This window comes from Micromonospora sp. CMU55-4, from assembly GCF_011602315.1.
In the GTDB taxonomy this organism is placed as follows: Bacteria; Actinomycetota; Actinomycetes; order Mycobacteriales; family Micromonosporaceae; genus Micromonospora; species Micromonospora chalcea.
In genome coordinates this window covers 44,493-67,791 of record NZ_JAAOLH010000022.1, presented here as the reverse complement: position 1 = coordinate 67,791, position 23,299 = coordinate 44,493, and the positions used below count along the sequence as shown (strand labels likewise).

Genomic DNA, 23,299 nt, shown 5'->3' with positions numbered 1-23,299 from the left:
TGCTCGGGTGACGGGTATGCGACGCCACCTCGTGTGGGACTGGAACGGAACGCTCCTCGACGACCTCGACCTGGTGGTCCAGGCCACGAACGTGGCCTTCGCCAGCGCCGGCGGGCCGGCGGTCACCGCGGCCGAGCACCGGGTCCGGTTCCGGCGGCCGATCGCCGACTACTACGCCGAGATGCTCGGCCGGGCCGTGGACGCCGAGGCGTTCGGCACGCTGGACCGGGTCTTCCACGACGCCTACCGGGCCGGGCTGACCACCTGCGCCCTGGCCGCCGACGCCACCACCGCGATCGAGTCCTGGGAGGGCAGCCAGTCGCTGCTGTCCATGTGGTTCCACGACGAGCTGGTGCCGACGGTGCACACGTACGGGCTGACGCCGCACTTCCGCCGGGTGGACGGGCTGCGTGCCACAGTCGGCGGCGGGCACAAGGCCGAGTGGCTGGAGAAGCACCTGGCCGAGCTGGGGCTGGGCGGCCACGAGGTGGTGCTGATCGGTGACTCGCTCGACGACGCCGACGCGGCCGCCTCGGTCGGCGCCCGCTGCGTCCTCTACACCGGTGGCCTGTCCGACCCGGACCGGCTGCGCGGCAGCGGCCACCCGGCCGCCGACACGCTCACCGAGGCGGTGACGCTGGCCCGCACGCTCGCCTGACCCGGCCCGGTCAGGCGCGCAGGTGGGCCAGGACGGCCAGGACACGGCGGTGGTGCGTGGTCGCGTCCGGGGGCAGGTCGAGCTTGGTGAAGATGTTGCGGACGTGCTTCTCGACCGCGCCGTCGCTGACCACCAGCGCCCGGGCGATGGCGGTGTTCGAGCGGCCCTCGGCCATCAGCGCCAGCACCTCGCGCTCGCGCGGGGTCAGCGACGCCAGCGGGTCGTCGCGCCGCCGACGGACCAGCAACTGGCTGATCACCTCCGGGTCGAGCACGGTGCCGCCGGCGGCCACCCGGGCCAGCCCGTCCAGGAACTCGTCGATCGCGGCGACCCGGTCCTTGAGCAGGTAGCCGATGCCGCCGCCGGCGCCGCCCGCGGTGTCCAGCAGGTCGTCGGCGTACGACACCTCGACGTACTGGGACAGCACCAGGATCGGCGTACCCGGCACCCGGCGGCGGGCCTCCACCGAGGCGCGCAGTCCCTCGTCGGTGTGTGAGGGCGGCATCCGCACGTCCACCACCGAGACGTCGGGCCGGTGCGCCACCACCGCCTCGACCAGCGCGTCACCGTCACCGACGGCCGCCACCACCTCGTGCCCGTACTCGGTCAGCAGCCGGATCAGCCCCTCCCGGAGCAGTACGGCGTCGTCCGCGATCACCACCCGCATGGGTCCGGTGTCTATCACGCCCCGACCCGGCGGTCCGGGTCACCTCGGTAGTTCGGCGTGGACCCGGGTCGGGCCGCCGGCCGGGCTGGTCACCTCCAGCGTGCCGCCGGCCGCCCGGACCCGGTCGGCGATGCCGTTGAGCCCGTGGCCCTTGGCCAGGTGCGCGCCGCCGACGCCGTCGTCGGTGACGGTGATCTCCAGCCGGCCCACCTTCCGGGTGACCTCCACCCGGCAGGCGTTCGCCCGGCTGTGCTTCGACACGTTCGTCAGCGCCTCGGCCACCACGAAGTACGCGGTGCTCTCCAGCCCCGGATCGAGCCGGCCGGCGGCGGTGCCCAGGTCGTCGTCCACCACCAGTTCGGTCGGCACCAGCGCCCGGGCGGCCAGCGCGGCGAGCGCGCTGGGCAGGCCCCGGTCGACCAGGATCGGCGGCGCGATGCCCCGGGACAGCGCGCGCAGCTCGTCCAGCGTCTCCCGGGTCTGGGCCACTGCCTCGTCGAGCGTCTGCCGGGCCGCGTCCGGGTTGTCGGCGAGCTGGTGGCGGGCCCGGCCGAGGTCCATGGCGAGCCGGACCAGCCGCTGCTGCGGGCCGTCGTGGATGTCGCGCTCCAGCCGGCGCAGCGCGACCGCTTCGGCCGAGGCGGCGGCGCGCTTCTGCTCCTCCAGCGTGATGATCCGCTGCCGCATCTCGGCCACGCCGGTGAGCAGCGAGTACGCCAGCCCGGCCTGCAGGCGGGCGCAGCCGCGCGCCACCAGCGGGAGCGTGAACAGGGCGAACAGCCCGATCGCGGTGTTCAGGGCGATCCGCGCGCCGGCGCCGTCACCCATCCCGAGGAGCTGGCTCAGGTCCTGGTCGTCGACGCCGCGCGGGATGGCCCAGTCGTAGGCGACGTAGAGCGTGCCGCCCAGGGCCAGCACCCACCAGACCACCAGCAGCACGAACGTGGGCAGGGCCACCAGCAGCCGGACGAACGCGTGCAGCAGGTCGAGCCACGACTGCGCGTCCCGGATCGGGGTGAACACCCGCCGCCAGAACCCGGCGCCCGGCTCCGGCCGGCGGTAGACCGGGCGTACCCGGGGCCGGTCCAGCACCGCGGCGAGCCGGAGCCGCTCGATGTCGGCCAGCCCACGGGCGGCGTAGAGGAAGCCGGCGAGGATCGGCAGGCCGAGCGTGGTCACCAGCAGCCCGGCGCTCAGTGAGATCCCCACCACCGCGAGCACGAAGCCGACGATCGCCAGCGGGAAGCCCACGAGTACGTAGGTGGTGTCGCGGGCGAGGCGGCGCAGCAGCCCGTGGACGGGGGACAGCGGAGTGGGCGCGGTGGCCAGTGGTGCGGCGGTCATGGTTCGAGGCTATGGGCGCGTGCCCCGCCGACCCATCCCGCACGCTGGCCTCTTGGGGGTGGGGTTCTCCCTACTGCAAAACGTGAGACTCGCCTCGCCACGCCGGTGACGGAGCGCTACGAGCCGCGCGCGATTGGTCAGGGAAGTCGGGATTGAGCAATAATCGCCACGCGCCGCCAAGGGAGGCGGTCGATCGATCTTGCGGGAATGGAGGGGCAGGTGAAGGCGCGTCGCGAGCTTTCAAGATCGCGATTTGTGCACCTCTTCACAAGCGCCTACTCTGTAGTTCCGACGCGCCCTGCTAGCACAGCCGGCAATCTCGGTCGCCAGCGGGAGTCCCGAAACGACCGGCCCCCGTCGCTGGTCGAGGATCGCACCGCACGGAGTCTCATGAGTCAGCACCGTCAACCAGGCGCGCCCGGCCGCACCGGTGCCGTACCGGCGCTTCCGGACCTGCCCGAGGCGACCGTGTCCCGGCTCCCGGAATACCTGCGTGCGCTGCACACGCTCGCCGACTCCGGGCACGAGACGGTGTCCAGCGAAGGGCTCGCCAACGCGGCAGGCGTCAACTCCGCGAAGCTCCGCAAGGACCTGTCCCACCTCGGCTCGTACGGCACCCGGGGCGTCGGCTACGACGTGGCGCTCCTGGTCGACCAGATCTCCTCGGTGCTCGGCCTCACCCAGTGCCGGGCCGTCGCGCTCGTCGGCGTCGGTAACCTCGGTCACGCGCTGGCCGGCTACGACGGCTTCGCCAACCGCGGCTTCCGTATCGCCGCGCTCCTCGACGCCGACCGGTCCCGGGTCGGCGAGCGGATCAACGGACTCGTCGTCCAGCACATCGACGACCTGCCCCAGGTGGTCGCCGAGGAATCGATCTCGATCGGCGTCATCGCCACGCCCGCCCCGGCCGCCCAGGCGGTCGCCGATCAGCTGGTCGCCGTCGGCGTGACGAGCATCCTCAACTTCGCGCCCTGCGTACTCTCGGTCCCGGACGGGGTCGACGTGCGCAAGGTCGACCTCGCCATCGAGCTGCAGATCCTGTCCTTCCACGAGCACCGCAAGGCGTCGCTGACCGCGCTCCCCGCCACCGGCGGGACCGCCCTCACCGCCCTGCCCGGCGGACTCGCGGCCACCGACACCCAGGAGGCGATCGGCACGTGAAACTGCTCGTCGTCGGCGCGTCCTACCGCACCGCCCCGGTCGCCACCCTGGAACAGCTCGCCGTCCCGCCCGCCGACCTCACCCGGACGCTGGACCGCCTGATCGCCCAGCCGTACGTCGCCGAGGCCGTCCTGGTCTCCACCTGCAACCGGGTGGAGGTCTACGCCGCCGTCTCCGGGTTCCACGGCGGACTCGGCGACATCTGCGCGGTCCTGGCCGATCAGGCCGGCTGCCAGCCGGCGGCGCTCGCCCCGCACCTCTACGTGCACTACGACGCCGCCGCCGTGGACCACGTCTTCCGGGTGGCCGCCGGGCTCGACTCGATGGTGGTCGGCGAGGCGCAGATCCTCGGCCAGCTCCGCGACGCCTACCACTCCGCCGGTGGCGCCGACTCGGCCGGCCGCCTGCTGCACGAGCTGATGCAGCAGGCGCTGCGGGTCGGCAAGCGCGCGCACGCCGAGACCAACATCGACCGGGCCGGGCAGAGCGTCGTCACCGCCGCGCTCGACCTCGCCGCCGAGATGCTCGACGGCGAGCTGGCCGGGCGGCCCGCGATGATCGTCGGCGCGGGCGCGATGGGCTCGCTGGGCGTGGCCACGCTGTCCCGGCTGGGCGCCGGCCCGCTCACCGTGACCAACCGGGGCGCCGCCCGTGCCGTCCGGCTCGCCGAGTCGTACGGCGCGTCCGCCGTGCCGATGGCCGAGCTGATCACCGCGCTCGCCGACGTCGACGTCGTGGTCGCCGCCACCGCCGCCACCGAGCCGGTGCTCACCCGCGACGTGGTGACCCGGGCACTGGCCCGCCGGGACGCCGACCGCGGCCCGCTGGTCCTGCTCGACCTGGCCGTACCGCGCGACGTCGAGCCCGGCGTCGCCGAGCTGCCCGGCGTCGAGGTCGTCGACATCGACCGGATGGCCGCCGTGCTCGCCGACGGGCCGGCCGCCGCCGACGCCGCCGAGGTGGCCCGGATCGTCGCCGGTGAGGTCGAGTCGTTCCTGAGCTGGCTGCGCGGCGCCGACGTGGCGCCGACGGTGGCCGCCCTGCGCGGCCGGGCCGACGACGTGGTCGCCACCGAGCTGCGCCGGCTCGGTCAGCGCCGCCCCGACCTCAGCGACGACCAGCGCGCCGAGGTGGCCCGGACCGTGCACCGGGTCGTCCAGCGGCTGCTGCACCAGCCGACCGTACGGGTCCGCCAGCTCGCCGCCGAGCCCGGCGGCGACCAGTACGCGGCGCTGCTGCGCGAGCTGTTCGACCTGGACGTTCCGCAGACGTCCCCGGTCGACACCGTTCCCGACGTGGTCGCCACCGATCTCGACGGGCGGCCGTCGTTCGACGCCGCCGACATCCCGCCCACCGGAGGTGCGCGATGACCGCCCCACTGCGCCTCGGCACCCGGGGCAGCGCCCTGGCGATGGCCCAGTCCGGCCACGTGGCCGAAGCCCTCACCGCGGCCACCGGCCGCCCGGTCGAGCTGGTCGAGGTGGTGACCGCCGGGGACAAGTCGACCGCCCCGGTGCAGCGACTCGGCGTCGGCGTGTTCGTGTCCGCGCTGCGCGACGCGCTGACCGCCGGTGAGATCGACTTCGCCGTCCACTCGTACAAGGACCTGCCCACCGCGGCGGCGCCCGGCCTGCACGTCGCGGCCGTGCCGCCCCGGCAGGACCCGCGCGACGCGCTGGTGGCCACCGACGGCCGTACGCTCGCCGAGCTGCCCCCCGGCGCCCGCGTCGGCACCGGCGCGCTGCGCCGGATCGCCCAGCTGCACGCGCTGGGCATGCAGTTGGAGGTCACCCCGATCCGGGGCAACATCGACACCCGGCTCAGCCGGGTGCTCGGCCCGGACGCCGACCTCGACGCCGTCGTGCTGGCCCGCGCCGGGCTCAACCGGATCGGCCGCGCCGACGTCATCACCGAGACGCTCGACCCGATGCTCATGCTGCCCGCGCCCGCTCAGGGCGCGCTGGCCGTCGAGTGCCGGGCCGACGACCAGGACGTGATCGAGATGCTCGCGCTGCTCGACCACGAGCCGTCCCGCGCCGCGATCACCGCGGAACGGGCGCTGCTGGCCACCCTGGAGGCAGGATGCAGCGCACCCGTGGCCGCGTACGCCGTCCTCGCCGAAGGCGAGCCCACCGACGAGGGCGACGTGATTCAGGAGATCTACCTGCGCGGTGCGGTGATCAGCCCGGACGGTTCGCGTGACCTCCGGCTGTCCCGCACCGGAACGCCCGCCGACGCGGCGGAGATCGGCAAGGCACTCGCCGCCGAACTCCTCGAACTCGGCGCCGACTCGATCCTCGGCCAGGACGCACAGGCCGGCCCGGGGACCCAGCAACTTGGGAGCACAGAATGACCCGCACCCGTAAGCCCGTAGGCCAGATCGCTTTCGTCGGGGCCGGTCCCGGCGACCCCGGCCTGCTGACCCGCCGGGCGCTGGACGCCCTGGTCGAGGCCGACCAGGTGGTCTACGACCGGGGCGTACCCGAGTCGCTCCTGGCGCACGTACGCGCCCAGGCCCGGCCCGACGCCGAGTTCAGCCCCGCCGAGGGCGTGCCGGGGGACGTGGCGAAGGTGCTGATCTCCGCGGCCCGGTCCGGGCAGAACGCCGTGCACCTGGTCGCCGGTGACCCGTTCGGCCACGACTCGGTGGTCAAGGAGGTGCAGGCGGTCGCGCGTACCGCAGCGCACTTCGAGGTGGTGCCGGGCGTCGGCCAGGCCGAGGGCGTGGCCACCTACGCGGGCGTCCCGCTGCCGGGCGTACGCACCGCCGCCGACGTCGAGGACGTCACCGCGCTCGACTTCGACGCGCTCGCCACGGCCGTGGGCCGGGCTTCGCTGGCGCTCGCCGTGGACGCCGGTGACCTGGCCGCCGTCCGGGACGGCCTGCTGGCCGCCGGCGTCGACGGCACCACAGCGGTCGGGGTGACCGGCGACGGCACCGGCGAGACGCAGTACACCACCACGTCGACTGTCGACTCCTTCGTCGCGGCGGCGCTCGGCTTCACCGGCCGGGTGGTGCTCACCGTCGGCGCGGCCGTCACCGACCGCGACAAGCTGAGCTGGTGGGAGAACCGCCCGCTGTACGGCTGGAAGGTGCTGGTGCCCCGCACCAAGGAGCAGGCCGGCGTGATGAGCGCCCGGCTGCGCGCGTACGGGGCGATCCCGTGCGAGGTGCCGACCATCGCGGTCGAGCCGCCGCGTACCCCGGCGCAGATGGAGCGGGCGGTCAAGGGCCTGGTCGACGGCCGGTACGCCTGGGTGATCTTCACCTCGGTCAACGCGGTCCGGGCGGTGTGGGAGAAGTTCGCCGAGCACGGCCTCGACGCCCGTCACTTCGGCGGCGTCAAGATCGCCTGTATCGGTGACGCCACCGCCGAGGCGGTCCGCGCGTTCGGCATCCAGCCGGAGCTGATCCCCTCCGGGGAGCAGTCCTCCGAGGGCCTGCTGGCCGAGTTCTCGCCGCACGACGAGGTCCTCGACCCGGTCGGCCGGGTGCTGCTGCCGCGCGCCGACATCGCGACCGAGACGCTTGCCGCCGGGCTCACCGAGCGGGGCTGGGAGGTCGACGACGTGACCGCGTACCGGACGGTGCGGGCGGCCCCGCCGCCGGCCGAGATCCGCGACGCGATCAAGTCGGGCGGGTTCGACGCCGTGCTGTTCACCTCGTCGTCCACGGTGCGGAACCTTGTCGGTATCGCCGGGAAGCCGCATGCGCGCACGGTTGTTGCAGTGATCGGGCCCAAGACGGCGGAGACCGCCACCGAGTTCGGCCTGCGGGTCGACGTGCAGCCGCCGCACGCCTCGGTGCCCGACCTGGTGGAGGCGCTCGCCGCCTACGCCGTCGAACTGCGGGAGAAGCTCGCCGCCATGCCGGCGAAGCAGCGCCGGGGCTCCAAGGTGCAGGGCCCGACCGCCCTGAGGTTCCGCTGACAGGAGGCTCCCTCATGCCGTACCCCGAGATCCGGCCCCGCCGGCTGCGTCGCAACGCGGCCGTGCGGCGGCTGGTCTCCGAGACCCGCGTCGACCCGGCCGAACTGGTCGTGCCGATGTTCGTCAAGGAGGGGCTGACCGAGCCGAGGGCGATCGCGTCGCTCCCGGGAGTGCTCCAGCACTCCCGGGACTCGCTGCGCAAGGCCGCCGTCGAAGCGGTCCAGGCCGGGGTCGGCGGGATCATGCTGTTCGGGGTGCCGGCGACGCGCGACGAGACCGGCTCCGGCGGTGTCGACCCGGCGGGCATCCTGAACGTGGCGATCCGGGACGTGGTCGCCGAGGTCGGTGACGCGACTGTGGTGATGAGCGACCTCTGCCTGGACGAGTTCACCTCGCACGGGCACTGCGGCCTGCTCACCCCGGACGGCGGGGTCGACAACGACGCCACGCTCGCCGCGTACGCCGACATGGCGGTGGCCCAGGCCGCCGCCGGGGTCCACGTGGTCGGCCCGTCCGGGATGATGGACGGCCAGGTCGGCGTGGTCCGCAAGGCGCTCGACGCCGCCGGGCACCAGGACGTCTCGGTGCTCGCGTACGCGGTGAAGTACGCCTCCGCCTTCTACGGCCCGTTCCGCGACGCGGTGGAGTCGGCGCTGGAGGGCGACCGGCGAACCTACCAGCAGGACCCGGCGAACCTGCGCGAGTCGCTGCGCGAGGTCGAGCTGGACGTGGCCGAGGGCGCCGACATGGTGATGGTGAAGCCCGCGCTGCCCTACCTCGACGTGGTGTCGGCGGTCCGGGCCGCGGTGGACGTCCCGGTCGCCGCCTACCAGGTCTCCGGCGAGTACGCGATGGTCGAGGCGGCCGCCGCGAACGGCTGGATCGACCGGGAGCGGGTGATGCTGGAGACGCTCACCTCGATCCGCCGGGCCGGTGCGCAGATCATCCTCACCTACTGGGCGGTCGAGGCGGCCCAGTTGCTGCGCGAGCGCTACTGACCCTCGCCCGGCCGCCCGGCCGCCCGGCGTCGGACCCGGGGCGGGCTCGCGCCGGCGCGCGTGTCGTGGCGCGTCGGTGAGATCCGCGGGCGGTGCGTTGCCTCAAGTTGTCCACAGCCAGGCGCGGTAGCTCACAGTAGTTTTCAGGGCGGCAGGCGCTATGCCCCTCAGCCGACTTTGCTCTGCAGCCACGGGCGCAACTGTCACGAAGCGTAAGCAGTGCTTCGAAGGCTGCAGAGCAAAGGCGCCTGAGGTGGTCTTCCTTGGCTCGGCTATTTCGAGCATTGTGTCCGGATTGGTTGTTATTTGTCTTGAGTGTGCGGCGTTCGCTTCGGCAGTACTGGCTAACGCACAGTGATGTCACGCCCCGTGTGCCTTGAGTGGGGCGGTTGACGCACGGCGAGGTCTGGTCGGGCGGCGGATTCCAGGTTTTCCACAGGGATGCGGAGCGGGGTTGCCGGGCCGATGCGGCAGGCGGGACCGTGGGCGGCGTGACAGACATCGCCGACACCGGGCCGGAGGCGGCCACCGGCACAGGTGCCTGCGCCGCGCCGGAAGCACCATGCGCAATCTCCGCGACGGCCGCTGCCTACGTGACCTGCGCGACGGCCGTGCCCTCAGCGACTCCCGGGAGTTGGGCGACCGCAGTACCGGCAGCGACCCCAGCGACCCCCGTGACAGCGGCTGACGGCGGGCCGGCGGTGGAGGGCGGGCTTGCGGAGGGCGGCGGGCCGGCGCTGCTCACCGAGCCGTTCGACGTCCCGTTCCCGGCGTCGGGGATCATCCGGGCGGTGCGTCGCCGGGCCGACGCCAGCCAGCGTGAGCTGGCCCGGTTCGCCCGGGTGCATCCGAGCACGGTCGGGCGGATCGAGGCGGGCAGCCTGACGCCGAGCCTGGCCATGCTGTCGCGCATCGTGGGCACGGCCGGCTTCCGGCTCGTGGTCGTCGACGAGGCCGGCACGGTGCTCAAGCCGATGCGTGACCGGGCCGACCTGCGTGACGGCGCGGAGCGGCGGTACCCGTCCCACCTCGACGTCGTCACCGACCCGGAGCCGGGGGAGTGGTGGGCCGACCGGTACGGGCTGGCCCGCCCGCCGGAGACCTTCTACCGCGACCGGGCGGTCCGGGACGCGCTGCGCCGCCGCAGCCAGTGGGAGGTGCGGGTGGCCAAGTACCGGAACGTGCCGCCCCCGCCCGATCCGCAGCGGTGCGGATACCGCGGCGGCCCGCCGATCCGCCCATGAGCGAATCGACGGGCCGCCGCCCGGAACACCTGTCAGTCGTCGTTCAGGATCGTCCCGACGCCGGACGGGTCGGCCAGCCGCAGGCCCGGCACACCCGCCACGTACAGCGTGAGCTTCTCGTCCGCCTCGCGCTTGCGGTCGCCGCGCACGGTGACCGGGAACGCCAGCGAGGTCTGGCCCGCGGGGAGCAGCTTGCAACCCACGTACGGGTCGTAGTCCGACCCGGCCTGGGCGGTCGTGCCGTAGGTGGTCGCGCAGATCAACGCCGGCTCGGAGAGCGGGCGGGACACGGTGACGGTGAACGTCATCGCGCGGGTGCCCTTGTCGCCCTCTGCCACCGAGGTGTCGGCCACCCGCAGCGAGGCACGCGACCGGAACCGGGCCACCTGCGGGTCGTGGTCGCTGGCGCCCCGGTCACCCAGCTCCGGCGCGTCGGTCGGATAGTCGGCGTTGATGTGCGCCGTCCGTACCTGCACCAGGTCGTCGTGCATCGGGTCGTTCACGAACAGGTTGTCCAGCGTCTGCGCCTGGCCGCTGAAGGTGTACGAGTACGCCGACGCGGGCGCGTCCGCCACCAGGTCGTCCCAGAGGTTGTGCAGCCCGGCCTCGTACAGCGGGGCGAGCTGGTCCGACGGAGTCGGGTTCTGTGCGGTGGCGATCGGGTCGTCCGGGCGGGGGAACACGTTCAGGTCGCCGCCGTAGACCACTCGGGCGTTCGGGCCGCTCGCCTCGACCGCCGCGACGATCGCGGCGCCGTACGCGGCCTGCTCGCGGCGCTGCCCGACCCGGCTGTCCGGCCCGGACGAGAAGTGGTTGGCGACCGCCCAGAGCGTGAACCGCTCGGTCGAGCCGGGCGCGGCCTTGACGGTGAACCGGGCCAGCTGGGCCGCGCGGGTGTAGACGTTGCTGCCGTCCACGCCGGTCGACCGGTCCACGTCGGCGGGCAGCACCGCGTTGAACGCCTTCGGGTTCTGCACGTCCGCGTTGGACGCGAGCGCCGCCGAGCGGTACTGGACGGTCGGCGCGGAGCCCAGCAGCGGGTCCGCGGCGGTCGCCTCGGCCAGCGTGAGCCGGTCGGTGCGGTAGAGGAACGCCGAGGCGATGCCGCGGGCGTCCGCGCCGGTGCGGTCGTACGCGGCGGCGTAGGCGGGGCCGCCGTTGGCCGCGATGGCCAGCGCCAGCTCCTGCACGGTGTCCGGCGCGCCGTCGGCGTTGTTCGTGTCACCGCACGCCAGGGCGCCGTCGACCACCGAGCAGATGTCCTGGTCCTCGGCCTCCTGCACCAGGATCAGGTCCGGGCTGTGCAGCGAGTTGACGATCTGCCGGGCCTGCGCGGCCAGCTTGGCGGCGTACGCCTCCTGGCTCGCCGGCACGTAGTCGAACGGCGGGCTGACCCCCGTACATCCGGTGTTGCCGGCGAAGTCGCAGCCGTCGAACGGGTCGTCCCGGTAGTCGTACAGATTCTCCACGTTGTAGGTGGCGATCGCGACCTCGCTGCCGCGGTCGGCCGGCTGCGGCGGGTGGTTCGCGGCCGGGTCCGCGCCACCGGTCAGGGTGAGCTGCTCGGGCTGCACGCTGTACTTGCTGAACGCGTACGACACGGAGCCGTAGGCGTCCTCGGTCAGCGTGTCGAACGTGCGCGCCTCGGGCAGCAGCGCGCGGGAGTCACCGGCGGCCGCCTTCACGCCGCCCGCTCCCAGCAGGATGCGCTGGTTGTTGCCGTTGTCGAAGAGCGTGCCGGGGATGTCGTCGAGCGGGTGCGCGTCCCGGAACACCCGGCGGGCGTACGGGTCGGACCGCTTCATGACCGGGTCCTCCCGGTCCAGCACGTAGATCTCGGAGTCGGCGGTGGAGGAGTAGATGTGCCGGGGCGCGGATACGCCGCTGCCGGCGCGTACCCGCATCCGCTCGCCCTCGTGCCGCTCCCAGAACAGGTCGGCGGCGGCCGCCTCGGCCGGCGGGACCGCGTCGTCGACCCGGACCGCGGTGTCCACGTCGAGGCCGGAGTCGAGCTTGCGGACCAGCGAGGCGCCGGAGAGCTGGGTCTGGTTGAAGTACTCGGAGACCCGGCCGCGCAGCACTACCTCGTCGCCGACGGTGGGGGCGTACCCGCCGATCAGCGTGGTGAACGAGCCCATGAAGACGAACAGCCCGTCGGAGGTGAGCGGGTCGCCGTCCTCGGTGCCGAGCCGGCTCTGCAGGTAGAAGCCCCACTGGTCGGCCCCGGCCGAGCTGCGGGTCAGCGACATGCCGGTGATGACGCCGCGCACGTCGTACAACTGGGAGCTGGTGCCGTTGCCGCTGGCCGGGGCGAGCGGCGACCGGTCGGCGCGGCCGTCCTCGTCGTCGCCGGTGCGGCCCTGCACCTCGCCGATCGACAGCACGCTGGTGGCCTGCACGGAGAGCGTGCAGGTGGCGGTGTCGCCGTCGTCGTCGGTGGCGGTCACCGTGACCGCGTAGCTGCCGGCCGGCAGGCCGGTGGCGGTCAGCGTGGCGGTGGCCGTGCCACCGTCCCCGGCCGCCGGGGTGAACGCGGTACGGCTGATCGAGCCGCTCGCCGGAGCCGGCACGACGGCGGTGACCGCGAGGTCGGTGATCGTGTCGTCGGCGTCGGTCGCGGTCACCTCGCGGGTCGCGGTGGCGCCCGCCGACAGCGTCAGCGCGCCGCCGCAGGCCAGCGTCGGCGGCTGGTCGACCGGGCCGCCTCCGCCGATGGTGTGGCTGCCCAGCCCGTCGAACGTGTCGGTGGCGAAGCCGGCCCACTGCGCGGCCGGGTCGAACGGGTCCGCCGGATCGGTGTCGCCGGCGGTCACCGAGGGCAGCCGGCGCAACGTGTTGTCGGCGGTGCTGGTGAGCCCGCTGCCCCACTCGCTGCCCGGGTCGACGCCGACCTGGCCGAGGGAGTCGACCACCGTGTCACCCTTGCGCAGCACGATCGCGTCGTCGCCGTTGAACAGCGACCCGCCGTACGTCTGGTCGGCCTGGGCGAGGATCGCGGGCGCGGCCGACGCGGCGGCGAAGACGAACACGTCCCCGGCGGCGACGGTGCCGGTCAGCGCGATGTTCGTCGACGTGCTGGCGCCGTTGAAGTAGAGCTGGAGCTGGTAGCCCGCGGCAGCCAGGTCGATCGGGGCGCCGGTGCCGTTGTACAGCTCGACGGCCTTGTTGTTGGACGACCCCTCGACGTACTCGGAAATGAGCAGGTCGGTGGGCGCGGCGCTGGCCGCGGGGGGTGCGACAGCGATCGCCGTGAGGGTGACGGCGGCGGTGGTCGCGAGCGCGGCGAGGGTGCGGCGCGGGCGCATGGGGCCTCCACGGTGGGTGGACAGGAACTAACGAACGTTAAGGGTCTCGTGGGTCCACCGTCCAGCCCTTCGGTGGCCGTCCGGTGAACGGTCAGCGGTGACTGTCCAGCCGGTGCACCAGTTCGGCGACGTCCACCCCGTACTCGCACCAGTCGCGGTCGGGGCGGTAACCCAGCTCGGCGTTGACCTTCAGCATCGACTCGTTGTCCTGCGCGTTCCAGGTCTGCACCTCGACCAGCTGGGGCTCGGCCGAGCGCAGCTCCAGCAGCATCCGCGCCTTGATGGCCCGGTCGATGCCGTAACCACGGTGGTCGTGGACGACGATCGTGTCGTACTGGTCGGCCCGGGTCGGGTGCTGCGCCGGCACCACCACCTCGGTCAGCCCGGCCACGTCCCCGGTCCGCTCGTGCAACGCCAGCACGATGTACGGCTTCATGCCGCGCCGGTGCAACGTGGCGAGACTGTCCCGCAGCCGGTCCGGGTCGTAGGAGCTGGGCCGCAGTTCCACGTCGTCGGAGTCGCGCACCTCGGCCTTGGCCCGCGCGTACGCCTCGAGCAGCTCGTCCGGCGGCCCGCCGGGCCAGAACTCCACGTGATAGCCCGCGCCCACCTCGGCGGCCATCTCGGTCAGCGCCGGCCAGTCCACCGTGCGCAGGTCGAGCACGCTGCGGGTCTCCACATAGTCGCGGGTGAAGCCCAGCGACTCGTAGAACGCCACGGCCGGGGTGTCGCCGACCACCTCCACGCCGATCGACTGGAAGCCCTCGTCCCACACCCGGCGGGCGGCCACCCGGACCAGCTCACGGCCGAGCCCGGTGCGCCGGACCGCCGGATGCACCAGCACCTCCAGTACGCCGATGCCGCCCAGCAGCAGCACGTGCACATGCCCGACGATCGCTCCGGGCGTGCCGTCCGGAGCGTCGTCCTCCTGAGCCACCCAGGAGATCCGCCGCTCGCCGGGCATCACCTCGGACAGGTACTCCCGCATGGAGCTCTCCTGCCAGGGCGGGTCCTGCGGCAGGTCGGCCGCCAGGACCGCGTTCAGCGTGTCCAGCAGGGACGCGATCTCGGCGGACGAGGCGGTCCGAGGGTTCCACTCGCGCACCATCACCCGTCTAGCTTGCCGTCAACCGCTGCCGGGGGGAAGGGTTCAGTCCGCGAATGTACGCGAGCGGTCACCTCACGTTGCGGCTGAGCCTGCCGTACTCGTCGGCCTTGTCGAAGACCGCCTGGGCGTACCGGCGCACATCGTTGTACGAGAGGATGGCCCCCCACCAGTCACCCGGGATGGTCATGTTCCGGCCGCCCTTGCACAGATACTGGCCGGCGGCCAGCGCCGCGTCGTCGATGTCGTGGGGGTTCTTCACGCCGTCGTTGTCCGCGTCGGCGCCGATCTCCTGCCAGGTGGTCGGGATGAACTGCATCGGCCCGAGCGCCCGGTCGTAGACGCGGTCGCCGTCGAGCTGCCCCTGGTCGGTGTCGAGGATCCGGGACCGGCCGCCCTGCCCGTCGAGCGGCTGCCCCTTGATCTCCGGCAGGGCCCGGCCGTCGGGCCCGAGCGTGGCGCCGTTGGCCGAGCCGTGCCCGGACTCGACGTGCCCGATGGCGGCGAGCGTGGTCCAGCTCAGCTGGCAGGCACGGTTGGTCTGGGCGAGCACCAGCTCGGCGTAGGCGTACGCCTGGAGCGCCACCACCGGGATGGCGGTGACCGCGCTGACCCGCCTCGCCCAGTCGGCGAGGGCGTCGGCGGGACGACCGGTGGGCGGTGCGACAGTCACGCCGCCGGGCAGCGGCGTTCCGGTCGGCGCGGCGGTGCCGGACAGCCCGGACGGGTCCGGGAACAGGGGCGTCGCGGCGGGCGCGGCGGTCCGCGCCACGGTCGGCTCCGGCAGGGCCTCGTCGACCGACGCCGGCCTGCCGACGGCGGCCGGCACGATCACCGCGCCGGCCGTGGTGGCGGCGCCGACCAGGGCGAGCAGGAACAGCGCCGGCAGCGTGGTCCGCCCGGCGGGGCGGCGGGACCAGGCGCGGGTGGCGCTGGCCGCGCCGACGGCGAGCTGCCGCGGGCGGGTGCGGACGGCGTGCGCGAACGGCACGCGCCGACGTCGCCCGCCGGCCGGCTGCGCGTCGTCCGCCGCCCCGGCCTTCGCCTCCGGCTTCTCGCCGGACGGGGCACCCGCGTCAGCCTTCGTGTCCGTGTCGGCTCCGGCGTCGGGCGTGCGCCCCGGCTTCGCGTCCGGCTCGGGCTGCGGCTTCGCGCCCGGGTCCGTGCTCGGCTCGCCAGCCGTGGCGTCCGGGTCGCGGGCCGGGCCGGCGGGCGGCTTCGGGGGAATGGGGTCGCGCTCGCGGCGGGGACGCGGGACGGGCCGGGCGTCGCCGTCGGGCGGCACGGCGGGTCGCAGGGGCCGGGCCGTCGCTCGCCGTTCGCCGTCCACCACCCGTCGAGTATCACCCATCCGTGTGACGGCGTCAGGTCCGCCGTACGCTGATGTCATGCCCCGGTACGAGTTCCGTTGCCGCGCCTGCGGCGACACCTTCGAGGTCAACCGCCCGATGGCCGAGGCCGCCCAGCCGGCCACCTGCCCGCGGGGTCACGCCGACACGGTGAAGCTGCTCTCCGCTGTCGCCGTCACCGGGCGTGGTGGTTCCGGCCCGACTGGTGGGATTCCCAGCGGTGGAGGTTGCTGCGGCGGCTCCTGCGGCTGCTGAGTTTCCGCCGCTCGTCCCGCGGGTCGAACCGGCTCTTGCCGCCCGTGTGATCTTTTGGCACCTTGGGTCGGAATCCGCCCAACCGTTCTCACGATGCGTGACGGCGCGATCATAGGGCAGCATGGATCCGACGTCAGCGGGCGGAGGTTCGACGTATGTCGCCAGAACACCACCTCCCGAGCGGGTGGGTGACCTTCGTGTTCACCGACATCGAAGGTTCGACCCGGCTGGCCCGGATGCTGGGCCCGGTCTACCGGCCGGTGCTGCACGAGCATCGCCGGCTGCTGCGGGACACCCTCGCCGGCACCGACGGGGCCGAGCTGCTGACCGAGGGCGACTCGTTCTTCCTCGCGTTCCCGGACGCCGCCGCCGCGGTGCACGCCTGCCTGACCGCGCAGCGCGCGCTCGCCGGTCACGACTGGCCCAACCCGGACGCCACGCCCCGGGTCCGGATGGGACTGCACACCGGCTACGCCGAGCCGCGCGACGGCGAGTACGCCAGCCCCGAGGTGCACCGGGCCGCCCGGGTGGCCGCCGCCGCGCACGGCGGGCAGGTGCTCTGCTCGGCCGCCACCGCCAAGCACGCCGAACCGCTGCCGGACGGTGTGTCCCTGCTGGACCTCGGCCTGCACCGGCTGCGTGGCTTCGACGACCGGGAGCGGCTGTTCCAGCTCGTCGCGCCCGGTCTGGAGCGGCGTTTCCCGCGCCCGCGTACCGCCGACGCGGCGGCTCACAACCTGCCCACCCAGGTCACCTCGTTCGTCGGCCGGCAGGCCGAGCGCGCCGAGCTGGGCCGGCTGGTCGAGGCGTACCGCCTGGTGACGGTGCTCGGCGCGGGCGGTGCCGGCAAGACCCGGCTGGCCGTGGAGCTGGCCTCCGGGATCGTGGAGGACTACCCGGACGGGGTCTGGTTCGTCGACATCGCCGCGGTGACCGACCCGGGGCTCGTGGCGTTCGAGATCGCCGCCGTGCTCGGCCTCCGCCCGGAGCCCGGCCGGCCGATGCTCGACACCCTCGTCGAGTACGCGGCGCCGCGCCGGATGCTCGTGCTGCTGGACACCTGTGACGCCCAGACCGCGGCGTCGGCCGAGGTGATCAGCCGGCTGCTGGCCGGTGGCCGGGGCGTACGGGTGCTGGCGACCAGCCGGGAGTCGTTCGGCGTACCAGGTGAGGTGGTGTGGCGGATCCCGCCGCTGTCGGTGGACGAGGGGCCCGACGGTGGCAGTGACGCGGTGGCGTTGCTGCTGGACCGCACGGCGGTGGCCCGGGGCGGGCGGGCGCCGGAGGCGGCCGAGCAGGCCGACCTGCACCGGGTGGTCCGCCGCCTGGACGGGCTGCCGCTGGCCATAGAGCTGGCCGCCGCCCGGCTGCGGGTGCTCTCCGCCGGGCAGCTGGCGGAGCGGCTGGACGACATGCTGGGCACGCTCGACGCGGGACGGGAGACGGCGGAGCCGCCGCCGGTGGAGGCGGGCTGGAGCGGCAACCAGCAGGACACCGTGGACCTGGTGGCCGCGGCGACCGGTGCCGCACCGCCCACGCCGGCGACCCGCGCGGTGCAGCGCTCGGCCAGTGAGCGGCACCTGACCATCCAGGCGACCGTCACCTGGTCGTACCGGACGCTCGGCGCGCGTTCGGCCCGGCTGCTGCGCTGGATGGCGGTGTTCGCCGGACCGGTGGACCTGCCCACCGTGCAGTGGCTGCTCGGCGAGGACCCGCTCGACCCGCTCTCGGTTCTCGTGGACAAGTCGATGGTGCTGGCCGAGCCGCACGCCTCGGGCAGCACGTACCGGATGCTCGACCCGATCCGGGCGTACGCGGCCCGGCGGCTGGTCGAGGCGGGCGAGGAGCAGAGCGCCCGGGACCGGCACGTGGACTGGTGCCGGCACGCGCTGGACCGGGCGTGCCTCGGGCCGGACGGCCGTCCGGTGACGCTCTCCCTGTACGCGCTGGATCCGCTGGCCGGTGAGTTGCGGGCCGCGCTGCGCTGGTGCGCGACCGGCGGTAGCGCCCGGGCGGGGCTGCGCCTGGCCGGCGACCTGGACCAGTGGTGGCGGGAACGCGGGCTGGCCCGGGAGGGGCGGCTCTGGCTGTTCCGGCTCTACGGCCGGCTCGCCGAGACCGGCGAGGTGATGCCGGAGGCCGAGCTGGCCGCCGCGTACCACATGCATTCGCTGCACGCGGGCGCGGACGGCGAGTTCGGCGAGGAGCTGCGGTACTCGCAGCGGGCCGAGGCGGCCGCCCGGCAGTCCGGTGACCGGGGGCTGCTGGCCCGGGTGCTGGCCGGGCGCGCCGCGCCGCTCGTCGACATGGGCCAGTTCGCCGAGGCGGAGCGGGTCTGCCGCGAGGTGATCGACTGGGCGTACGCGCAGGACGTGGTCGGGGACGCGCTGCTCGCCGTCTACAACCTGGCCGAGCTGCTCTGGCGCCGGGGCGCGCTGGACGAGGCCGCCGAGGTGCTCGCCGCGGCCCGCCCGGTCGAGGCGTCGCGGCCGGCGGAGCGGGGCGGCCGTTCGGTGGACATGCTGCTCGGGATGGTGGCGCTGGCCCGGGGTGACCTGGTGGCGGCGCACGAGCACCTGCTGGTGGCGTTGCGGTCGCGGATGAGCCACGGCTACCTGGGCCGGGCCTGCGACACGATCAACGCGATAGCGGTGCGCTGCGCGCTGGCCGGGGACGCGCTCTCCGCGGCCCGGCTGTTCGGCGCGGCGCAGGCCACCCGGTCGAACCTGCGGGCCACGCCGGGGATATACGGCCCGTACTGGGCGGCCCGGCAGGCGGAGCTGCGCCGGGTGCTCGGCGACGAGGCGTTCGACGCCGCCTACGGCGCCGGGGCGGGGCTGCGGCTGGACGAGGTGGCGGCGCTGGCGCTGCACGTCGAGCACCCGGACCTGGCCGCCGACTCACCCCGGTTCGGCGTTCCCGCGCAGGGCTCCTGGCCGGCGTTCCAGCCGCGCAGCACGGCGGGCTGAGGCGGGCGACCGTTCCGTACTGCGCCGGGGAGCCCGCCGTGCGGCGGACTCCCCGCGTGGTGCGTCAGGCGCGGGCGGCGGCGTGGCGTTCGGCGTCGGCCTTCATCCGGGCGGCGCGGTCGAGGTCGGCCGGGGACACGGCGGCGACCGAACCGAAGACGCTCACCGCCTGGTAGTACGTCCAGGCGAGGCTGTAGCAGGCGGGCCGGACCACCGCGTTGTACGTGGCGCAGACCCGCTTCAGGTCGGCGTAGAAGGCGTTGTCCAGACGGGCCTTGTTGGCGGAGAAGACGCCCATCGCCTTGTGGTTGCGGTAGCCGAAGTCGTGCCGGTAGCAGGAGAGCTTGAAGTTGAAGCCGATCGGGTTGTCCGGGCTGGACGAGCAGTAGTCGGTGGACCAGTCGAAGCCGTACTCGGTCCAGGGGGACCGGTTCTGCCGGGCGCTGTTCCAGGCGTTGTAGCTGGACGCGCTGGTCTGCGTCCAGCTGGTCAGGACGGACAGCTTCTGCTGGGTGCTCACCGCGGCGGCGGCCGGTGTGGCCAGACCGAGCAGTGTGAGCAGGGCGAGTGCGCCGGCGGCGAGGGTGGTGGCGAGGCGACGGGACACGGGAACCTCCGCGTGGTGGTGGCCGGGATCTCCGGGTGTCGACAAGTGTCGATCAAAGGGGTGAGCTGGGGCGATGCCCCGGGGAACGGCTCGCTGACATCCGCCTGAACAGACGAATGCCCCCGGACCGGCGAGGCGGCCCGGGGGCATTCGGGGTGAATCAGCGGACGAAGCGCGGCGGGCTCGCCGGGCTCTCGTTCGCCAGCCGGTCCAGCGCGGTCACGTAGTAGGTGTACCGGGCGCCGTCGGCCGCCGTGGTGTCCACCCAGGACTGCACGGCGCCGTCGGTGGCCCGCACGGTGCCGACCAGGTGCGAGGCGTCGGCGAAGTCGCAGCGCCCGGCCAGGCCGTGCCCGTCGAACCGGTAGATCGCGTACGACGTGGCGGTGCCGAGCGGGCCCTTGCCGTCGGCCGGCTGACGCCAGCTCAGGCGTACCCCGCCCGCCTCCCGCTGGGCCTTGGTGACCACCGGGAACAGCAGCGGCTTGCGCGGCAGGTGCGTCATGGTGGGCACCAGCGCGGGGCGGGAGTAGTGCTCGGCGGCGTAGATGTCGGTGGCGCCGAGCCGGTTCGCCCGCACCTGCACCGCGGAGAAGTGCACGTTGCCGAGCACCTCCGGGTACGACCGGTTGAGCGTCAGGTGGTTCGACAGCTCCTGCGGGTTCATCCAGAACGACCCGTACGCCGGGTCACCGCTCTTGTAGTCGGCCTGGCCGATGTAGAGCTGGACCCGCGTGCCGCGCACCTGCTCGGCCCACCACGGCACGAGCCGGGCGTAGTCCGCGGCCGGGTACTGGCCGATGTACCAGTAGAGCTGCGGCACGATGTAGTCGATCCACTCCTCCTTGACCCACTTGCGGGAGTCGGCGGAGATGATGTCGTACGACTGCGAGCCGGTGGTGTCCGAGCCGTTCGGGTCGGCCGACGCGTTGCGCCAGATGCCGAACGGGCTGACGCCGAACTTCACCCACGGCTTGACCGCCTTGATCTTGGCGTTCATCTCCTGGATCAGCAGGTTGATGTTGTCCCGCCGCCAGTCGGCCTTGTCCGTGAAGCCCCTGTTGTACGCCGCGAACGTGGCGTCGTCGGGCACCTGGTGGGTGCCGCTCGGGTACGGGTAGAAGTAGTCGTCGAAGTGCACGCCGTCGATGTCGTACCGCTTGACCGCGTCCATCATCGCGGTCTGGACGAACTCGCGGACCTCGGGGACGCCGGGGTTGTAGTAGAGCCGGCTGCCGGCGACGCCGGCGGGCGGGTAGGCGAAGACCCAGTCGGGGTGCTGGCGGGCCGGGCTGTCCGGAGCCAGTTGCGACAGGTCGGCGCCGGCGCCGCCGGGGGCGGGCATGGAGACGCGGTACGGGTTGAACCAGGCGTGGAACTCCAGGTTCCGCTTGTGCGACTCGTCGACCAGGAAGGCCAGCGGGTCCCAGCCGGGGTTCTTGCCGCGTACGCCGGTCAGGTACTCCGACCACGGCTCGTACGGCGAGGGCCAGAACGCGTCGGCGGTCGGGCGGACCTGGACCACGACGGCGTTGTGGTTGAGCTTCTGGGCCAGGTCGAGCCAGGCCAGGTATTCGGCCTTCTGCTTGGCCACCTGGTCCGGCGCGGTCCAGGAGTCCTTTGTGGGCCAGTCGATGTTCGTCACCGAGGCGATCCACATGGCCCGGAACTGGCGCTTGGGGGTGGCCGGGTCGGTGACGCAGTCGGTGGAGGGGGAAGTGGCGGTGCTGGTGTCGTCGGGTGCGGCCTGCGCCGGCGTGCCGGCGACCAGCGCGCTGAGCAGCGCCGCGGCCAGCGCGGCGGCTCCGAGCCGAGTTGCCTTCATGCGGTGCGGTCCCTTCGTCGGGTCCGGGGGGACGGTCGGCGGCGGGGTTGCGGCAAGATTCGCCGCACTGCCCACGCCTCCGGTAGGAAACTTTCACCTATCCGTGCCCGGCGCAAGACCTTGACCGGTGATCGATGTCCCGCGCCGTCCGACCTCGGCCGGATCGTGACGATTCCGATACCTGCCGTGCGGGATTGGAGCGGAAAACGGCTGGGTAGCTAGCCCGGTCACAGACCGCCACCGTGGCGGCCACACGGCGGGGGAGGTGATCAGATGTCGGTCCTGCGAACCAAGCCGATCGGGGACGTGCTCGCCCAGGGCGACGCCGACGGCGAGGACGGCAAGCCGGGACTGCGGCGCCGGCTCGGCGCGGTCGACCTGATGGGCTTCGGCATCGGCATCGTGATCGGCACCGGCATCTTCACGCTCACCGGTGTCGAGGCGCGCAACAGCGCCGGGCCGGGCGTGGTGATCTCGTTCGGCATCGCCGGCCTGGTCGCGCTGCTCGCCGCGCTCTGCTACGCCGAACTGGCCAGCAGCGTGCCGACCGCCGGCAGCGCCTACACCTACGCGTACGCGACGATGGGCGAGATCGTCGCCTGGATCATCGGCTGGGACCTGCTGCTGGAGTTCGCGCTCGGCGCGGCGGTGGTGGCCCGCGGCTGGTCCGGCTACCTCGCCGACCTGTTCGGCCTGCCCAGCGCCTGGTTCGCCGAGGAGGGCAGCGTCGTCAACCTCGGCGCGATCGGCATCGTGCTGGTGCTCGGCGTGGTCGCCATCGTCGGCATCCGGGAGTCCGCCCGGGTCACCAACCTGCTGGTGCTGGTCAAGGTGGCGATCTGCGCCTTCGTGATCATCGCCGGGCTGTTCTTCGTCAAGGCGGCCAACCTCAGCCCGTTCATCCCGGCCGCCGAGCCGGCCGGCGCCGGGGACGACGGCATCAAGCAGCCGGTCACCCAGGTCATCTTCGGGCTGGAGCCCTCCGTCTTCGGTTTCGTCGGGGTGCTCACCGCCGCCGCAGTGGTGTTCTTCGCGTACACCGGGTTCGAGGCCGTGGCGAACCTGGGTGAGGAGACCCGCAAGCCCAAGCGGGACCTGCCGCTGGGTCTGCTCGGCACGCTGCTCATCTCCACGGTGCTCTACATCGGCGTCTCGCTGGTCGTGGTCGGCATGGTCAAGTACACCGAGATCGACGAGGGCGCGCCGATCGCGTCCGCGTTCCGGGCGGTCGGCGCCGGCTGGGCCGCGGTGCTCGTCTCCATCGCCGCCGTCGCCGGGCTCACCAGCGTGATCCTGGTCGACCTGGTGGCCATGGGCCGGATCGGCTTCGCCATCGCCCGGGACGGGCTCATCCCGCCCGCCATCGCCAAGGTGCACCCGCGCTGGGGTACCCCGTACCGGATCGCCGGGATCATGACCGTCGCGGTGGCGCTGCTCGCCGGTTTCCTTCCGCTGTCGGCGCTGGCCGACCTGGTCAGCATCGGCGCGCTCTGCGCGTTCACGCTGGTCGCGATCGCGGTGCCGATCCTGCGCAAGCGCCGGCCCGACCTGGAGCGGCCGTTCAAGGTGCCGTTCTCGCCGGTGTTGCCGATCCTCACCGCCGTGGCGTGCCTCTACCTGAGCCTGAACCTGTCGGTGGAGACCTGGCTGCGGTTCCTCGCCTGGATGCTGATCGGCGCGGTCATCTACTTCGGGTACGGCCACCGCAAGAACCGGCTCGCCCGGCGCGAGCACTCGGACACCCCCGAGCCCGCCCCCACCCCCTGAGGCGGGCACCGCGGAGCCCTCCCGACGCGCGGGCCGGGAGGGCTCCGCCCTGATCGACCGTGAATTCTGCAACGTTGTAACTCTCCCGTGTGAAGAGGTCGTCACGTCGTCGTGA

17 protein-coding genes are annotated in these 23,299 nt (G+C 73.5%); 10 read left to right on the top strand and 7 right to left on the bottom strand.

Annotated elements, in window-relative coordinates; all coding sequences use genetic code 11:
- Window positions 1–16: 16 nt before the first annotated feature.
- On the top strand, window positions 17–658 hold the full coding sequence (locus tag HA073_RS28135; RefSeq protein WP_013475152.1) for an HAD family hydrolase: 642 nt from the start codon (window positions 17–19) through the stop codon (window positions 656–658).
- A gap of 10 nt (window positions 659–668) precedes the next feature.
- Here HA073_RS28135 and HA073_RS28130 read toward each other — a convergent pair whose 3' ends face one another.
- Together HA073_RS28130 and HA073_RS28125 are read right to left on the bottom strand one after the other, a co-directional pair.
- Entirely contained in the window at window positions 669–1,325 is a 657-nt protein-coding gene (locus tag HA073_RS28130) for a response regulator transcription factor (protein ID WP_113973496.1), read from the bottom strand.
- A 39-nt stretch (window positions 1,326–1,364) separates the two neighbouring features.
- Window positions 1,365–2,669, bottom strand: coding sequence for a sensor histidine kinase (locus tag HA073_RS28125; RefSeq protein WP_064446673.1), 1,305 nt, complete (start codon window positions 2,667–2,669; stop codon window positions 1,365–1,367).
- 390 nt (window positions 2,670–3,059) lie between these two features.
- Here HA073_RS28125 and HA073_RS28120 point away from each other — a divergent pair, with 390 nt between their 5' ends.
- The 6 genes from HA073_RS28120 (at window position 3,060) to HA073_RS28095 (ending at window position 10,002) form a co-directional block, all read left to right on the top strand.
- Window positions 3,060–3,830 carry a redox-sensing transcriptional repressor Rex gene (locus tag HA073_RS28120; RefSeq protein ID WP_043328093.1) on the top strand — a complete coding sequence of 257 codons (771 nt, stop codon included), beginning with the start codon at window positions 3,060–3,062 and terminating at the stop codon, window positions 3,828–3,830.
- Window positions 3,827–5,200: a glutamyl-tRNA reductase gene (locus HA073_RS28115; protein WP_043328095.1), complete on the top strand. Its 1,374-nt coding sequence runs from the start codon at window positions 3,827–3,829 to the stop codon at window positions 5,198–5,200. The genes HA073_RS28120 and HA073_RS28115 overlap by 4 nt, the downstream gene beginning before the upstream one ends.
- Window positions 5,197–6,183 (top strand): hydroxymethylbilane synthase, encoded by a 987-nt coding sequence (gene hemC, locus HA073_RS28110; RefSeq protein ID WP_064446671.1) that lies wholly within the window; start codon window positions 5,197–5,199, stop codon window positions 6,181–6,183. The genes HA073_RS28115 and hemC overlap by 4 nt, the downstream gene beginning before the upstream one ends.
- Window positions 6,180–7,760 carry a uroporphyrinogen-III synthase gene (locus HA073_RS28105; RefSeq protein ID WP_166457673.1) on the top strand — a complete coding sequence of 527 codons (1,581 nt, stop codon included), beginning with the start codon at window positions 6,180–6,182 and terminating at the stop codon, window positions 7,758–7,760. The genes hemC and HA073_RS28105 overlap by 4 nt, the downstream gene beginning before the upstream one ends.
- A gap of 14 nt (window positions 7,761–7,774) precedes the next feature.
- Window positions 7,775–8,758: a porphobilinogen synthase gene (gene hemB / locus HA073_RS28100; RefSeq protein ID WP_043328097.1), complete on the top strand. Its 984-nt coding sequence runs from the start codon at window positions 7,775–7,777 to the stop codon at window positions 8,756–8,758.
- A gap of 674 nt (window positions 8,759–9,432) precedes the next feature.
- Complete coding sequence (locus HA073_RS28095) at window positions 9,433–10,002, top strand: helix-turn-helix transcriptional regulator (protein WP_274476872.1); 570 nt, start codon at window positions 9,433–9,435, stop codon at window positions 10,000–10,002.
- A gap of 32 nt (window positions 10,003–10,034) precedes the next feature.
- Here the strand turns inward: HA073_RS28095 and HA073_RS28090 are convergent, their stop codons facing one another.
- The 3 genes from HA073_RS28090 to HA073_RS28080 form a co-directional block, all read right to left on the bottom strand.
- The gene (locus HA073_RS28090; RefSeq protein WP_166457671.1) at window positions 10,035–13,307 is read right to left on the bottom strand and encodes a lamin tail domain-containing protein; all 3,273 of its coding nucleotides are present in this window, start codon (window positions 13,305–13,307) and stop codon (window positions 10,035–10,037) included.
- A gap of 91 nt (window positions 13,308–13,398) precedes the next feature.
- The gene (locus HA073_RS28085) at window positions 13,399–14,415 is read right to left on the bottom strand and encodes a GNAT family N-acetyltransferase (RefSeq protein ID WP_043328100.1); all 1,017 of its coding nucleotides are present in this window, start codon (window positions 14,413–14,415) and stop codon (window positions 13,399–13,401) included.
- Between the two features lie 67 nt (window positions 14,416–14,482).
- A complete protein-coding gene (locus tag HA073_RS28080; protein ID WP_205798831.1) occupies window positions 14,483–15,763 on the bottom strand; it encodes a lytic murein transglycosylase in 1,281 nt (426 codons plus the stop codon).
- A 37-nt stretch (window positions 15,764–15,800) separates the two neighbouring features.
- Here HA073_RS28080 and HA073_RS28075 point away from each other — a divergent pair, with 37 nt between their 5' ends.
- Together HA073_RS28075 and HA073_RS28070 are read left to right on the top strand one after the other, a co-directional pair.
- The gene (locus HA073_RS28075) at window positions 15,801–16,016 is read left to right on the top strand and encodes a zinc ribbon domain-containing protein (protein ID WP_043328103.1); all 216 of its coding nucleotides are present in this window, start codon (window positions 15,801–15,803) and stop codon (window positions 16,014–16,016) included.
- 155 nt (window positions 16,017–16,171) lie between these two features.
- Window positions 16,172–18,985 carry an adenylate/guanylate cyclase domain-containing protein gene (locus HA073_RS28070; RefSeq protein ID WP_069087771.1) on the top strand — a complete coding sequence of 938 codons (2,814 nt, stop codon included), beginning with the start codon at window positions 16,172–16,174 and terminating at the stop codon, window positions 18,983–18,985.
- 64 nt (window positions 18,986–19,049) lie between these two features.
- Here HA073_RS28070 and HA073_RS28065 read toward each other — a convergent pair whose 3' ends face one another.
- Together HA073_RS28065 and HA073_RS28060 are read right to left on the bottom strand one after the other, a co-directional pair.
- Window positions 19,050–19,592 (bottom strand): phospholipase, encoded by a 543-nt coding sequence (locus HA073_RS28065; RefSeq protein WP_064446667.1) that lies wholly within the window; start codon window positions 19,590–19,592, stop codon window positions 19,050–19,052.
- A 160-nt stretch (window positions 19,593–19,752) separates the two neighbouring features.
- On the bottom strand, window positions 19,753–21,417 hold the full coding sequence (locus HA073_RS28060; protein WP_166457670.1) for a glycoside hydrolase family 10 protein: 1,665 nt from the start codon (window positions 21,415–21,417) through the stop codon (window positions 19,753–19,755).
- Between the two features lie 273 nt (window positions 21,418–21,690).
- On the opposite strand from HA073_RS28060, the gene HA073_RS28055 reads away from it, so the two are divergent.
- Window positions 21,691–23,184 (top strand): amino acid permease, encoded by a 1,494-nt coding sequence (locus HA073_RS28055; protein WP_043328110.1) that lies wholly within the window; start codon window positions 21,691–21,693, stop codon window positions 23,182–23,184.
- Window positions 23,185–23,299 lie beyond the last annotated feature (115 nt).